Here is a 14,612-nt window from a genome sequence, read left to right as displayed (position 1 = left end):
ACATTCATCAGCTGGAAAAGGAAGAGTTTATTGAGTGTCTCTACGACCTCTACTTTCGTGAAGAAAAAGAGGTTTATGACTCTTTCCTAGACATGTTGTATGGCAAGTTTGGTAAATCCATTACAGAGAAATTCCTCAAGCCATATAATGAGAAACTTTATGCCTGTGACTTGAACTCTCTCGATACGGATGCAATGGGGCGTTTCTTCCCCTATGCAAACCTTGAGCAAATTATTCGCAACTTCAAGCAACAGTATCAGGGAAGCTACAACTCCACTTTCCTGTATCCAAAAAAAGGGGCCAAAGTGTTTGTCGATGCACTGGCTCAGGATCTGCCGCAAGATAATGTGTTTTTGAATGAGCAAGTGGTTTCTATTGACGCAAAGGCGAAGATTGCCATCACGACCCATCGTCGGATCTCCTACGACTACCTCATCAATTCGATGCCTTTGAATCGTTTCCTTTCCACCATTGATGACATCGACTATCAGCATTTTGTGGACAGACTTTCCTGGAACAAGGTACTGGTCTTCAACCTCGGCTTTGATAAAGCATCTATCTATGATGAGGTGCATTGGGCCTATTTCCCTGAGAAGAAGTACAACTTTTACCGGGTTGGTTTTTACAACAATATCCTCGATGATGAACGGCTCAGTCTGTACGTCGAAATTGGTTATGGTCCGCACGATGACATCGATGTGGATGCGCAGCTTGCAGCAACACTAGAAGGGCTCAAGGCCGCAGGTATCATTGCAGATCATCTCTTGCTGTCCTCATGCCACATTGTCATGGACCCAGCCTATGTACACGTGAACAGCGAGCTTTCTGGCGTGAAGGATGAGGTGAAAAGTGACCTCGAAAGTCTGGGGATCTACTCCATTGGTCGCTATGGGGATTGGAAGTACTGCTCTATCGAAGACTCCATGCTCGATGCCATATCAGTTGCCAAAAAAATTGCTTGAACTATGAAATCCGATCATTTCTCAATCATTATGCCGGCGTTCAATGCATCTGCAACCATAGGGCAGAGCATTGAATCCGTGTTGGCACAAACATACTCTTCATGGACGTTGTATGTCATCGATGATGCGTCCACTGACACCACTCGGGAAGTTGTTGAGACGTATGTACATCGTGATTCCAGAGTGATTTACCATCATATGGCAAGAAATGGGGGGGTCGCGGCTGCACGTAATCAGGCTATTACCATGGCAGACGGTGAATATGTCGCATTTCTGGACAGTGACGATGTTTGGCATCCACAAAAACTGGAACTCCAGCGTAATTGCCTGCTCAATGGCTATGATGTTGTTTGTTCAGATTACTTCATTTTTTCTGGCACAGCCTCCAATATTGTTGGAAAATGTCAACGAAAAGAACAATTTACATTTAGTGACATGCTTAAGAGCAACAACATCGGCAATTTGACCGGTGTCTATAACCGAAGCAAGTTGGGTTCTTTTAGCCAGCAGAGGGTTGGGCATGAAGATTATGTCATGTGGCTTGAAGTCATGGCTCGCGCCAAGCGAGGATACTGCATCAAGCAACCCCTGGCATATTACCGGCGTGCAGAGGGGTCATTGTCCTCCAACAAACTGAAGGCTGCCTCGTGGCAGTGGCATATTTACAGAAGAATACTCAAGTTGTCTTTGTTACCAGCATTTTACTATTGGCTGCACTATGCATGTACAGCCGCTTTTATGCTTATTCATAACAAGTTCAAAGGAGTGCGTTTTGACTAGAAGTCCTGAACGTAGGCATTCTCGCTGGTATGAGCTGATTATTCTCAATCCCATCTCCTTGTTTTTTTTGGGGGCTTTATTGGCGGTGTGTCTGCCAGCCATTGAACGCTGGGGGTGGGATTTCTGGGACGTGCACAATGCTGTGAGGGTCAACACCCTGGTGGGTGCCTTCGTGGCGTTTCTGCTGACTGGAATTGTGCTGCACCGCTTCCTGCGCTACCCAGGGGCCAGTCCGGTTGCCTATATGATTCCCACGGTGACGACCCTCTATGGTGCTTTGGTTGGCATTCTCTTCTTCCTGCGCCTGCCTTACAGCCGTCAGGTGTTGTTCGAATCGTATGTAGTGGCCTTGCTCTGCTGCTGGTTGGCCTACTTCATTGGGCGCCGCTACCGGACACCCAAGTATGCCTTGCTGCCCTTTGGTGATTATCAGGCCTTAACTCAACATACTTGTGTAGAGTGGCGTTTGCTGGATCGGCCTGATTTAGGTGCTGTGCGATATGATGCCGTGGTTGCCGATCTGCGTGATGAGAAGCTGGCAGGAGAGTGGGAGCGTTTTCTGGCGCGTTGTGCCTTGGCTCACATCCCTGTCTATCACATCAAGCAGATCAGCGAGACCCTGACCGGACGGGTGAAGATCGACCATCTCCATGAGAACCAGCTAGGCTCCCTTTTGCCGTCCCCCGTCTATGCATTCATCAAGCGGGGAATGGACATCCTGGCCGCGTTGATAGCAATCCCGCTCTTCTCCCCCTTGATGTTGATGACGGCCATTCTTATCAAGCTGGAGAGCCCGGGCCCCGTGATGTTTCTGCAAAATCGGGTAGGGAAGGGCAACAAGGATTTTCGTATCTACAAGTTCCGCAGTATGTGTCAAAACTCTGAACAACACGGTGCACAGTTTGCTCAGGATGGCGATATGCGCGTCACTCGGGTGGGCAAGGTGATCCGCAAGCTTCGTATCGACGAGTTGCCGCAGTTTTTCAACGTCCTTAAAGGGGACATGAGCCTGATCGGGCCGAGACCGGAGCAGCGCACCTTCGTCGATCAGTTCGAGCGGGAGATCCCCTTCTACATGTATCGCCATATCGTGCGGCCCGGGATCAGTGGTTGGGCACAGGTGGTACACGGCTATGCGGCCGATGCCGATGACACTCGGATCAAGATTGAGCACGATTTTTACTACATCAAGCATTTCTCCCTCTGGCTGGATGTACTTATCGTGTTCAAGACCATCCGAACCATACTGACCGGTTTTGGCGCACGGTAATCCCAGATGCGTATTTTGTTGCTAGGCGCTCGTGGTCAACTAGGACGAGCGCTTTTTTCTGCCCTGTGCCGGTATTATCCAGATTGGCAGGTAGTCGCACTTGGCAAGGTGGAGTGCGACATCACCGATCCCGATACACTGATCGGCGCCTTGGATCGCCATCAGCCTGATGTGATCCTCAATGGAGCAGCCTTCACTGCCGTCGATCTTGCAGAGAGCCAGTCTGAGCGTGCTTATCGCATCAATCATCAGGCGGTAGCACTGCTTGCCCGCGAGGCCAATACTAGGGGGGTCTTGCTGGTGCACTTCTCCACTGATTATGTGTTCGATGGTTCAGGCTGTGATCCCTGGTGCGAAGCTGATGTGCCATTTCCGCTCAATGTCTATGGTGCCAGCAAGCTGGCCGGAGAGCAGGTCGTTCAGGAGTTTTGTCCTTATCATCTGATCGTGCGTACCAGCTGGCTTTATGGCGGGGAGGGGGGGCACTTTGCCCGTACCGTGTTGCACCGAGCTAAAGCACGCCAATGCCTTGAGGTGGTAGCAGATCAATGGGGGGCACCAACGCAGGTTGATTGGCTGGCAACATCCGTCCTCCTAGCACTAGAGGAGGTCGTGAAGGCACCAGACAAATGTGGGCTTTATCATCTGAGCTCTGCCGGTGAGACGAGTTGGTATGGCTTTGCCTCGGCCTTAGTAGAGGAAGGTTGTCGGCTTGGTCTGCTGGCACAACCCGTCCCAGTGAATCCCGTTTCTTCAGCAAGTTGGCCCCAGGCGGCCCGTAGGCCGTCCAACTCAAGGCTTTATTGTCGGCGGTTCTCTGCCACCTTTGGCATTCACATCCCGACATGGCAGGTGCTGATGACCCGCTGGCTTGTCAGTCAATGCGAAGGGAAGCAGACGTGAACCGAGCAAGAATCATTCCCACCGTCCTTCTCGAGGCGTGCTATGCATCAACGTAAAGGCGTCATTCTGGCCGGTGGCTCAGCCACCCGCCTCTATCCGGCAACACTTGCCATCAGTAAGCAACTGCTGCCGGTATACGATAAACCCATGATCTATTACCCCCTATCAACCCTGATGCAGGCAGGTATCCGTGACATCCTGATCATCAGTACGCCGCTGGATCTGCCCCGTTTCGAACGGTTGTTGGGTGATGGCAGCCAGTGGGGGATGCGCTTCAGCTATGCAGTGCAGGAGAAGCCCGCCGGACTGGCACAGGCGTTGCTCATCGCTGAGCCTTTTCTGGCAGGCAGTCCCTGCTGCCTCATCTTGGGAGATAACATTTTTTATGGTGCAGAGTTACCTCATCAGTTGCAACGTGCCTGTGCCAAGGAACAAGGGGCTACCCTGTTTGCCTATCATGTACTGGATCCAGAGCGCTATGGCGTGCTGGGGTTTGACGAGCAGGGACGGATAGAGACGATTGTCGAGAAACCGAGCGCTCCGGCGAGTCAGTATGCGGTGACAGGCATCTATTTTTACGATGCCACGGCGAGTGAGATTGCACGAATACTACGCCCTTCGGCGCGGGGAGAACTCGAAATCACCGATGTCAATCTGCATTATTTGGCGAAAGGCACTCTGGATGTCTGTTTTATGGGACGTGGTTCGGCATGGCTCGACACCGGTACCCACGACAGCCTGCAGGAGGCAAGCAGCTTCATTCAGACCCTGGAAAAACGCCAGGGCCTTAAGGTGTCGGCGCCGGAGGAGATTGCTTGGCGTCATGGCTGGGTGTCCGATCAGGAGCTGGAGGCATTGGCACAACCCCTGGCAAAAAGCGGTTATGGCACCTATCTATTGCGTCTGCTTCAAGAGCCTTTTGGTAAAATGCATCCCAATTGAGATTGATGATCTACACCATGGGGTGATATATCCTTGCCCACAACCCCCAAGAAAGCACCTATGCACTTTATTTCATTGAAGATTCCGGATGTGGTTCAGATCATTCATCAGCGTCATTACGACGAGCGGGGTGATTTCATGGAGCTCTTCCGCCACGACCTGTTTACCCGTAGATGCGGAGATTTTGGTTTCGTTCAGGACAATCTGAGCCGCTCTCGGCAAGGGACATTGCGCGGGCTGCATTATCAGCGACAAAAACCGCAGGGTAAGTTAGTACAGGTTATTGCAGGTACCATTTTTGATGTAGCGGTAGATCTGCGAGAGAAGAGTACTACTTATGGGAAATGGGTTGGCGCTCGGCTTTCAGCTGCAGAGGGCGCATCATTGTGGATCCCACCCGGTTTTGCCCATGGTTTTTATGTGATGAGCGAGGAGGCTCATGTGCTGTACAAGTGCACCGATTATTATGCGCCTGAACTTGAGGCTACCCTCAACTGGTCCGATCCGACCTTGGCGATTGAGTGGCCCATCTTGGATCAGGTTCCATTGATTCTTTCTGCAAAAGATCGCAACGCACCTTTCTGGCTATGACTTCACCTTTAGGGCTCAATATGAATAAAAATATGCTTGATGGTTCAGATACCCAACTGCCCCGGGGATGGCAGCCACCCTCCAATGATGAGATCAATCTGCATGAGCTGATGCTGGTGTTGTGGCGCCAGAAACTGTTGATAGTGCTTATTGCTGGCGTATTTGCTGTGGGTGGTATCTCTTATGCGCTGTTGGCTCCACAGCAGTGGTCCGCTTCGGCAGTGGTTGTCGCGCCTAAGCCTGAGGACATGACACCGATGCGGAAAGTTTCGAAGCAGGCAACTGCATTGGGTCTTGACGGTTTTCCCAGCGGAGAAGATCTTTATCTGGAGTTTATTCAGGAGTTCAACAGTTACGAGAATCGCCGTGATTATCTCAAAGCTAGTCCTTTATTTGCCGAAGTGGTAAAAAGCCATGGGCTGGATGGCAAGGCGCAGTTACGTTGGTTGCGCGACTGGAGTAAATTTGTAACGGCTCAGCCTGTAGACAAGAAGGGGGAAATACCAGGTATTGAGCTCAAGTTTGCTGCCCCTACCTCCGAGAGGTCGCTGGCAATGTTGAAGGGGTATATTGACTACATTGTCAAGTTGCAACAAAAGCAGTTGATACACCGACTCGCTGAACAGCGTGATCTGCAGCTGTATGGTATGAACACGGAGTATCGGGTCATGCAGGAGGACACAAAACAAGCCCTGCAACAGGAAATAGTAGAATTGGTGATGGCCAACAAAGTTGCCAAGGCGGCAGGCGTCAGCGCTCCATTGGAGAACTATAACGCGCCAGATCGTTTCCTCATTTCTCTGGGCTCGAAAGGTTTGGAAGAAAAGCTTTCATTACTGAAATCCATCGACCTCGAGGTTTATCAACCCAAATTGCAATCTCTGCAGGTAAAGATGGCTCGTTTAAAAAGCATCTCTATGGAAGGAATTGCATTTCGTCCTTTCTCCTATCTGGATGCACCAGATGAACCACTGAGCCGTGACAAACCCAAGCGTCCTCTGGTGGTAGTGCTGGCCACCTTGCTTGGCGGTATGCTGGGGATCGGCATCGTACTGGCTCGACATGCTTTTCGCCGGCCAGAACAGGTATGATGACAAAATGAAATAAGAAACGGGGGGCTATGGCCCCCCTTTTTTTGATGTTTGCATCAGCGGCATTGACGTATGAACATTGCTCAACAACATAAAGGGGATCAAGGAAGATGACCAATACGGGTCTCTTTGCAGCTGTCAGCGCTCTGTACTGGTTGCTGGGCATGCATTTTTTCATGCACAATCCTGGTGGAGCCGGGCTCTATCTGCCGTTCAATGCCTGGGGCTGGATCTTCGCCAGCCTGGTCATCGGGTTGGGGCTGTGGCGGGTGACGCTGCAGCAGCGGCTGGTGTTCTCCTCGTTGCAGGGCTGGCTCTGGCTCGGGGGATTGTTGCTGCTGCTGCCCATGGCCTATCCCGGCTTTGAACTGAAAGACTACGCTATTCCCCGTTTGCTGGGGCTGTTCGCCGGTCTGCTGTTTCTGTTCTGTCTCTATCAGTGGCAACGGGCGCGGGTATCCCGTGACCGGCTGCTCTATCTGTTGCTGGGGGCGGTGGCCATCGAGGCGCTGCTGGGTCTGATGCAGTACTACCTGCTGGTACCGGGCAACTGGATCGGCTATGACACCCACGTCAATCGCCCCTACGGTATCTTTCAACAACCCAATGTGATGGCCAGTTTCATGGCGACCGGGCTTGCGCTGGCCAGCTGGCTGGAGTTGCGGGGTCATGCCAACCCCTGGCTCAAGGGGCTGCGTTATGGTGTCATCCTGGCTGCCAGCCTGCTGTTGGTGGTGCTGCAATCCCGGGTGGGGCAGTTGGGGGGCTTGCTGGCGCTGCTCCTGCTGGTGCCCGAGCTGCGTCGTCATCGTCTGCTGGCTAGGGTGCTGGCACTGGTCACGCTCGGCATCTTGCTGGGGGTTGCCTCCCAATACTGGATTGACGGCCTCAGGCGTGGGCTGGAGGCCTATCAATCCGGCGGCATGCGCTCCATCTACTGGCCCTATGCCGCCAAGCTGATTGCCCAGTCTCCCTGGGTGGGCTGGGGCTATGGCAGCTTTGAAACAACCTTCCTCCATCACTATATGGCCGACAAGGCGCTGAACCCGGCCATGGTGCAGATCGAATACAACCTCGATCACCCCCACAACGAGTTCCTCTACTGGGCGGTAGAGGGGGGGATAGCCCCCATGCTGGGCATGGTGCTGATGGGCGCTGCCCTGCTGTGGCGGGCGAGCCGGGCCGGCTGGCGCAAGGGCACAGCCCTGCTGGCGCTGGTGACCCCCATCCTGCTGCACACCCAGACCGAATACCCGCTTTACCACGCCATCGCGCTCTGGTGGGCCTTGCTGATGCTGGTGTATGTGCTGGACGCGGAAGTGGAGGAGGGGCTGCTTGAGGCGGGATGCGCCAGCTGGCGCGAGCATGTCTACCGCCCCTGGCTGTTGTTGCGTTTCGCGGCCATCGCCATCCCCCTGCTGGTGGTACCCTTCATGCTGACGGCGCTGCACACCGCCTGGGTGGTGACCAAGTACGAGCGCGGCGGCTACAAGGAGCCGACCCTGCTGCTGGATGTCATCAATCCCATGACCTGGTTGACCCGGGTGGAGTTTGATGTCAACTCGGTGCGGCTGGCGGTGGGCCTGCAGAGCAACAACAAGGCGGAGCTGGAGGCCTATCTAGACTGGGGGCAAGCCTTCGTGCGCCACACGCCGAGGGCCAATATCTACGCCAACATGGTGATCGCGCTGGATGCGCTGGGGCGCAAAGAGGAGGCGCGGGCGCTGCGCAGTGAAGCGCTGGCTCTCTACCCGGCAGATCCCTTGCTGACCGGCACTGCCGCCAAATCCGTGGCCACGGCACTGGAGCGCAAGCCCTCCTCCTGACGGTGGCGGGGCGATTGCGCGATGTTTCATCAACTGCCCCATTGCCTCGCAAAAATGGCGGCCACTGCTGGACGGCAGAGGCGCCATGGCTAAGATAGTGCCCTCAACGTCTTGTTCAGTAGGGAGTATGAAATGGAGTTAGTGCTTGGCCCGTTGGAGGCCCGCGTGATCGGCTGTCTGATCGAAAAAGAGATCTGCACCCCGGATCAATACCCCCTCTCCCTCAATGCGCTGGTCAACGCCTGCAACCAGAAGAGCAACCGCGAGCCGGTGCTCGAGCTGTCCGAGCTCGACATCCGGGCCGTGGTGGATGAGCTGATCCGCAAGCGGCTGGTGGTCAATACCGCCGGCTTCAACGCCCGGGTGCCTCGTTATCAACATCGCTTCTGCAACACCGAATTTGGCGAGCTGAAGTTCACCGCCCAGGAGCTCGGCATTATCTGTGAGCTGCTGCTGCGCGGCCCGCAGACACCGGGTGAACTGCGCTCACGCACCAACCGGCTGTGCAGCTTCGATGACGTGACCGAGGTGGATGCGGTGCTGGCGACCCTCATCGAGCGTGGCCCCTATGTGGTCAAGCTGCCGCGCGAGCCGGGCAAGCGAGAGTCCCGTTACGCCCACCTGTTCAGCGGCGAGGTGGATCTGCAGGCGCTGGCCGAGGCGGCCCCCGCCGGCAACTATGCCTCGCCGGCGGCGGACAGGCTGAGCGCGCTGGAAGAGGAGGTCGAGAGCCTCAAGGCGCAGCTGCAGGCGCTGGCCGAGCGTCTGGCCCGGCTGGAAGGCTGACGTCAGAACCGGATCTTTTCCAAGAGGCGCTACGGCGCCTTTTTTTTATGCCTGTGTTTCCCCGTCAGGGGCGCGGGGGCGGCAATGACGGGTTGTCTGCGTCCCGCCGTCATGGTCGGCCCGACCAGCAGGCGCCAGCTTTTTTGCGTTATTTCGCGCTTAAGGGTCGAGCCGCAGTCGCTTTCCCGTTAAAATTCCGCTTTTGCACCGGCCCGTGAGTCTCGATGTCTGCGTCCACACTCTCCTCAGATTGTTATGCCCTGCTTGGCGAGCTGCAGTTGCAGCGCACCGCCAGTACCCGTTATTTGCAAGAACAGCTGCCGCCTGGACAGACCCTGCCTGATCGGCTTGGTCAGTTGCAGCTGCAGGGGCTGATTCGCCAGCGGGGGGAGCAGCAGTGGAGCCTGACGGCGGAGGGGACGCTGGCACTCATCCTGGCGGTGCGCCGCGGCGACTGCCCCATGCCGAACTGGGCGCGGGTACCGTCGGTCACCGGTCAGGAGATGGCCCAGGCGCTGGTGCGCGAGCTCTGTCTGGGGGAGGCCGGGCAAGTGCCCGCTTACTATCTGGCGGCCGACCTGCTGAGTCTGCTCGATCTGCCCGACGCCCAGCTGCTGCTGGCAGGCTCGAGCCCGCAGTGGCAGCGGTTGCTGATGCAGCACTTCGCCCTGCAGACCCTGCTCGATGCCGAGCCCCATCCGCAGTGGCCGCTCACCTCGCTTGCCCAGCACTGTGCGCCCGAGCTGGCCAGCCTGACTGAGGGCTTTGCCGCCGAGTGGCAATGGCTCTGCGGCGAGCCGAGCGGGGAAGCGATCACTCACTGGCCCGCCCTGCAGCAGTTGGCGGAGCAGGAAGACGAGCAACCGCTGGCCGAGCGCCTGCTGGCTGCGCTGGGTGCCTGGCAGGCGTCAGCGGGCGCGACGGGCGCGGGTCAGTTGCCTGCCACCTTCAGTGCCCTGCTCTGGCTGGGCTGGTTGCAGCAGGCGGATCCCGTGCTGGCCAGCGAGCAGCGCAAGAAGTGGCTGCGCACTTTGGCCAATCAGTTCCCCCTGCTGGCCGATCTGCTGGGACAGTGGGCAGGGGAGCGCCACGGCCAGGCGGTCGGGCTGTTCGACACCCTGCAACTGCCGCTGGAGGAGCTCCATTGGGGTTACCTCTGGCTCGATCTCTGTGCGCTGGCCCGGCACGGCGAGCAGAGTCCCCAGGTGGCCATCCTGCACAAGTGGGATCTCTCCCACGTGCTGGAGGCCGCGCCCCGCCACCGCTTGATGGCCTTCTGCCAGGATCTGCTGCGCCTGCTGCTGGGGCAGGGGGCAGAACGTGCCCCGATGCAGCAGCTGCGGGCCGCCGGGCCGGATGAGCAGGGGAGTGCGCCTGAGGATGAGGAGAAGGCTCCCGCCTCGGCCAGCTGGCTCAACTGGCTGCAGGGACTGGGCCGCTCCAGCGGCGTGCGCAAACCGCAGGAGCGGCTGGTCTGGCTGCTTCACGCCGAAGGGCCCGAGCTCGAGTGCAAGATCCAGAAACAGAGCACCAAGGGGGAGTGGACCGCCGGTCGCCGGGTCGATCCTGCCCTGCTCTCCACCCAGTACGCCGCCCTGCTCGACGAAGAGGATTGGGCGCTGGTGCGTACCCTGCCGCGCAACATGGGGCGGCTGCCGCGCGAGGTGTGGGCGCCGCTGGCCAACCACTCCCGTTTGTTCAATGCCAGAGGGCAGAAGCTGCAGCTCGCCATCACGGCGCCACTGCTGCAGATCGTGGCCACCGAGCAGGGCATGGGGGCCGTGTTGAGCCCGGCTGCAGCCGCACGAGGGGCGCACATACTGCCGCTTGCGCAGGATCTGTGGCAGCTCATCCTCACCCCCCAGGCCCTGCAGGATCGCCTGCCGGCGCTGGAGGCCATTCCCGACCTGCCGGCCGAGGGGCTGGCGGAGTTGCAACGCACCCTGGATGCCATCCCGGATCTGCCCTGGCACAGCCAGGTGGCGGGGCTGCACGGCAATGCCGAGCTGACGCCCTGGCCCGGAGTGGCCTCGGTGCAGCTCGACTGGCAGGATGGCCAGCTGGCGGTCAGGCTGGTGACCCGCTTCGAGGAGCTGCCGCCGCTGCCCCTTGGCAAGGGGGAGGCCATCGTGCGCCAGGGGATCAAGGATTATCACTACTGGCAGCGGGATCTGGCGGCCGAGCGGGGCGAGGCCCAGCTGCTGCGCAACCAGCTGCCCATCGAGCTGCCCGGCAGCGAATGGCGGCTCGAGGGGGAGCAGGCACTGGCGCTGGTCAACGCCTTGCCGGAGCTGGTGGATGCCGGCGTGGTCATTCACTGGCATCAGGACAGCGCGCGTTTGAAGAGCCTCGATGAGGCGGCGCTGAGCCTGCGCATCGAGCGGCGTCAGGACTGGTTCCAGGTGGAGGGGGCCCTCTCCCTCGATGAGCACCAGATCCTCGATTTGCGCCTGATCCTGCGCCAGCTGACGCCGGGCCAGCGCACCGTCCAGCTCGACGAGAAGACCAGCCTGATGCTGAGCGACAAGCTGGTGGAGCGGCTCACCATGCTGGGGGCCATGCTGGATGACGAGCAGCGCATCAACAACAAGCTGGCCTATCCGCTCACCCGGCTGCTCTCCGTCATCACCACCGAGGGGGATGCCGCCTGGCAGAACCTTCAGCAGGAGTGGCAACAGGAGGTGGCGTGCCCGGACGAGTTGATGGGGCCGCTGCGGGACTATCAGAAGGAGGGGGTGCGCTGGCTGGCGACCCTGGCACATCACGGTTTCGGTGCCTGTCTGGCCGATGACATGGGGCTGGGCAAGACATTGCAGGCTCTCATTGTGCTGCGCATGCGCCAGCATCTGGGGCCGGCCCTGGTGGTGGTACCCAAGTCAGTGGTCACCAACTGGCAGGAGGAGGTGGCCCGCTTCGCCCCCGAGCTGGAGGTGGTGGTGTTCGACAACCCCGCCGAGCGGGATGGGATGGTGCGCGAGGCCAGGGCGGGGCAGATCATCCTGCTCAACTACGGCATGCTCGGCAGCCTGGCGGAGGCGCTCAAGTCGCGGCGCTGGTCCAGCATGGTGCTGGATGAGGCGCAGCAGATCAAGAACGCCGGTACCCAGCGGGCCAAGCTGCTGTTCCAGCTCGACGGTGATTTTCGGCTCGCCCTCTCCGGCACCCCCATCGAGAACCATCTGGGGGAGTTGTGGAGCCTGTTCACCTTCATCAACCCGGGGCTGCTGGGCAGCCTCGGCGAGTTCAAGCGCCGCTTTGGCAAGGCGGTCAAGGATCCCCAGCACATGGCGCTGCTGCGGGCGGTGATCAGCCCCTTCATCCTGCGCCGGCTCAAGCACCAGGTGCTGACGGAGCTGCCGGACAAGACCGAGATCATCCACCACATCAGCCTCTCCCCGGCGGAGCGCCAGCTCTACGAGGCGACCCGGCGCGAAGTGGTGCAGCAGGTGCAAAGTGCCGATGGTCGCGCCCTGATGCACGTGCTGAGCGGCCTGACCCGGCTGCGCCGGCTCTGCTGCTCGCCCCAGCTGGTGATGCCGGAGTGGGCCGAGGCCAGCAGCAAGCTGGACGAGGCGATGGCGCTGCTGGAGGAGGCCATCGACGGCGGTCATCGGGTGCTGGTGTTCAGCCAGTTCGTCGATCTGCTGAGCCTGCTGCGCACCCGCATCGAGCAGCGGCAGTGGGATTATTGCTATCTGGATGGTGGCTGCTCGGCCAAGGCGCGGCAGGATTCCATCCTGCGCTTTCGCCACGAAGCGGTGCCGCTGTTTCTCATCAGTCTCAAGGCGGGGGGCACAGGGCTCAACCTCACCCAGGCCGATACCGTGCTGCACCTCGACCCCTGGTGGAACCCGGCGGTGGAGGATCAGGCGAGCGACCGGGCCCACCGCATGGGGCAGACCCAGCCGGTGACCGTCTATCGCCTGGTGTGCGAGCAGACGGTGGAGGAGAAGATTGTCGCCCTGCACGACGAGAAGCGGGCGCTGGCCGATGGCCTGCTGAGCGGCCAGTCGGAAGTGCGCGGGCTGGATGTGGAGAGCCTGCGGGCCCTGCTGATGAGCTGACGAGGGGCTGACACGGCGCAAGAAACAAGGGGGAGCATCTGGTGATGCTCCCCCTTGTTGTTGGGCGATACGGGTTGTGAGGTGAGTGGGCTGTGCCTGGTGGGCAAGGGCCCCTTAGCCCTGATAGAGGTAGAGGTGGAGCCGCTCTATGATGGGCTCGCCGCCAATCTTGCGATCCCGCCTGGCCTGGCGCAGCTTGGGCGGGTAGTGGCCCAGATGGGTGACGGCCGGCTGGTTGTCCGAGCAGAGCAGCAGAGGCAGGCTCGCCTTGATCTGCTGCTTGCGGGGCTCCCGATCCAGCCAGAGCAGGTTGATCATGGGGTGGGTCTTGACCGGGCGGCGGATCCGAAGCTCTGCATCCGCCGGCAGGCGGCGGATATCGTAAACCTCCTGATCCACCATCTTGCTCCACTCCTCGTTGTCCGACAGCGCCGGGACATAGCGGCGGCTGCGCTCCAGCATCTCCAGCACCTGCTCGCGGCTGAGGCGGTTGATGCTCTGCTTGTCGGCCCAGGTAAAGCCCAGCGAATGCAGGTCACCCTCCAGCAGGGTCAGCTTGCGATAGACCTGCAGGGTGATGACCCCGGGCAGCGCCCTGTGTACCAGCTCGAACTTTTCGTCCCGGCTGCCCGCCTGCTGTACCAGGGCCTTGAAGGTGAGCTTGCACTCATTGATCTCGTCGATCAGCGGTCGCAGCAGCGGGGCGCTGGCGGCGGGCAGGCGCAGCCAGCCCGGCAGGCGATGGGTGGCCTTGGTAGAGCAGCCGGCGCGGGCACTGTGATCCCGATAGGCGGCCAGGGTGGCGGCCAGCGCCTCTTCACCATCGAGGTAGCCCACCGTGATGGTGTCGATGGGCTCGTGCTCCTCTCCCTGCGCGACGGCGGGCAGGGGATAGACGTGGGCTTCCAGCAGCTCCAGCTGCGTCAATTGATCCGCCAGTCTGGCCAGCGCCTCTTCGAGCCGCTCCATATGTTGGCGCAAGGCGGCGGTGGGGGTGAATGTCTCCATCGGCATATCCTGTGTCGCCCTTGCCGGCCCTTGGGGCGGGAAACGGCAAGGCGGTAAAGGTACTGTATAAATAACCATATCAGCCCTGTGTATGCGTGCCAAGTGGGAGCGAGAGGCGGGCAAGGCGATGGGTCACTGGAAGGTAACTGTGGTGTATCAATGTGTTAATTTAAGATCAATGAAAGATCTCTTCATTAACAATTGAATGTAAACAACCGGTTGGCCCTGTTTTTTGCCAAGGACGGGAGTGCATAGCCAGCAGAGGAAACTGCATAGTTAGAAGGGAGCCATGCAGGAGAATATGCTACAGCCTTTCATCAGGCCCAGGAAAGGTTTGTTAGTCTTTTATAATCAGTATCTTATGAATATATCACTGCGGACATCAACCA

Annotated in this window: 11 protein-coding genes; 10 read left to right on the top strand and 1 reads right to left on the bottom strand. The window is 58.6% G+C overall.

Annotation, left to right across the window (positions count from 1 at the left end; all coding sequences use genetic code 11):
- The 10 genes from CAK78_RS01550 to CAK78_RS01505 all read left to right on the top strand — a co-directional run.
- The coding region (locus CAK78_RS01550) for a protoporphyrinogen/coproporphyrinogen oxidase (RefSeq protein WP_094696144.1) at window positions 1-962 on the top strand (962 nt) is incomplete at its 5' end.
- Window positions 963-965: 3 nt separating this feature from the next.
- On the top strand, window positions 966-1,742 hold the full coding sequence (locus CAK78_RS01545; protein WP_094696143.1) for a glycosyltransferase family 2 protein: 777 nt from the start codon (window positions 966-968) through the stop codon (window positions 1,740-1,742).
- Window positions 1,735-3,012, top strand: a complete 1,278-nt coding sequence (locus CAK78_RS01540; RefSeq protein ID WP_254924671.1) for a sugar transferase — start codon at window positions 1,735-1,737, stop codon at window positions 3,010-3,012. The genes CAK78_RS01545 and CAK78_RS01540 overlap by 8 nt, the downstream gene beginning before the upstream one ends.
- A gap of 6 nt (window positions 3,013-3,018) precedes the next feature.
- Entirely contained in the window at window positions 3,019-3,915 is an 897-nt protein-coding gene (rfbD, locus tag CAK78_RS01535; protein WP_094696142.1) for a dTDP-4-dehydrorhamnose reductase, read from the top strand.
- Between the two features lie 42 nt (window positions 3,916-3,957).
- A complete protein-coding gene (gene rfbA, locus CAK78_RS01530) occupies window positions 3,958-4,857 on the top strand; it encodes a glucose-1-phosphate thymidylyltransferase RfbA (protein WP_094696141.1) in 900 nt (299 codons plus the stop codon).
- A 60-nt stretch (window positions 4,858-4,917) separates the two neighbouring features.
- Complete coding sequence (gene rfbC, locus CAK78_RS01525) at window positions 4,918-5,448, top strand: dTDP-4-dehydrorhamnose 3,5-epimerase (RefSeq protein WP_094696140.1); 531 nt, start codon at window positions 4,918-4,920, stop codon at window positions 5,446-5,448.
- Window positions 5,449-5,468: 20 nt separating this feature from the next.
- Complete coding sequence (locus CAK78_RS01520; protein ID WP_094696145.1) at window positions 5,469-6,539, top strand: LPS O-antigen chain length determinant protein WzzB; 1,071 nt, start codon at window positions 5,469-5,471, stop codon at window positions 6,537-6,539.
- A 110-nt stretch (window positions 6,540-6,649) separates the two neighbouring features.
- Window positions 6,650-8,365 carry a PglL family O-oligosaccharyltransferase gene (locus CAK78_RS01515; RefSeq protein WP_094696139.1) on the top strand — a complete coding sequence of 572 codons (1,716 nt, stop codon included), beginning with the start codon at window positions 6,650-6,652 and terminating at the stop codon, window positions 8,363-8,365.
- A 132-nt stretch (window positions 8,366-8,497) separates the two neighbouring features.
- A complete protein-coding gene (locus tag CAK78_RS01510) occupies window positions 8,498-9,151 on the top strand; it encodes a YceH family protein (RefSeq protein ID WP_042051956.1) in 654 nt (217 codons plus the stop codon).
- Window positions 9,152-9,375: 224 nt separating this feature from the next.
- Window positions 9,376-13,215 (top strand): DEAD/DEAH box helicase, encoded by a 3,840-nt coding sequence (locus CAK78_RS01505; RefSeq protein ID WP_094696138.1) that lies wholly within the window; start codon window positions 9,376-9,378, stop codon window positions 13,213-13,215.
- A 114-nt stretch (window positions 13,216-13,329) separates the two neighbouring features.
- Here the strand turns inward: CAK78_RS01505 and CAK78_RS01500 are convergent, their stop codons facing one another.
- Window positions 13,330-14,223 (bottom strand): DNA replication terminus site-binding protein, encoded by an 894-nt coding sequence (locus CAK78_RS01500; RefSeq protein ID WP_094696137.1) that lies wholly within the window; start codon window positions 14,221-14,223, stop codon window positions 13,330-13,332.
- Window positions 14,224-14,612: the final 389 nt, after the last annotated feature.

This window comes from Aeromonas sp. A35_P, from assembly GCF_002259925.1.
Lineage (GTDB): Bacteria > Pseudomonadota > Gammaproteobacteria > Enterobacterales > Aeromonadaceae > Aeromonas > Aeromonas dhakensis.
The sequence above is the reverse complement of the archived record's forward strand: the minus strand, read 5'-3'. Positions and strand labels throughout refer to the sequence as shown.

What these genes read in the sequence shown, in the direction of transcription:
- rfbC (WP_094696140.1), top strand. Translation starts at nt 4,918, where the DNA reads ATGCACTTTATTTCATTGAAGATTCCGGATGTGGTTCAGATCATTCAT.
- CAK78_RS01510 (WP_042051956.1), top strand. Translation starts at nt 8,498, where the DNA reads ATGGAGTTAGTGCTTGGCCCGTTGGAGGCCCGCGTGATCGGCTGTCTG.
- CAK78_RS01520 (WP_094696145.1), top strand. Translation starts at nt 5,469, where the DNA reads ATGAATAAAAATATGCTTGATGGTTCAGATACCCAACTGCCCCGGGGA.
- CAK78_RS01500 (WP_094696137.1), bottom strand. Translation starts at nt 14,223, where the DNA reads ATGGAGACATTCACCCCCACCGCCGCCTTGCGCCAACATATGGAGCGG.
- CAK78_RS01545 (WP_094696143.1), top strand. Translation starts at nt 966, where the DNA reads ATGAAATCCGATCATTTCTCAATCATTATGCCGGCGTTCAATGCATCT.
- rfbD (WP_094696142.1), top strand. Translation starts at nt 3,019, where the DNA reads ATGCGTATTTTGTTGCTAGGCGCTCGTGGTCAACTAGGACGAGCGCTT.
- CAK78_RS01515 (WP_094696139.1), top strand. Translation starts at nt 6,650, where the DNA reads ATGACCAATACGGGTCTCTTTGCAGCTGTCAGCGCTCTGTACTGGTTG.
- rfbA (WP_094696141.1), top strand. Translation starts at nt 3,958, where the DNA reads ATGCATCAACGTAAAGGCGTCATTCTGGCCGGTGGCTCAGCCACCCGC.
- CAK78_RS01505 (WP_094696138.1), top strand. Translation starts at nt 9,376, where the DNA reads ATGTCTGCGTCCACACTCTCCTCAGATTGTTATGCCCTGCTTGGCGAG.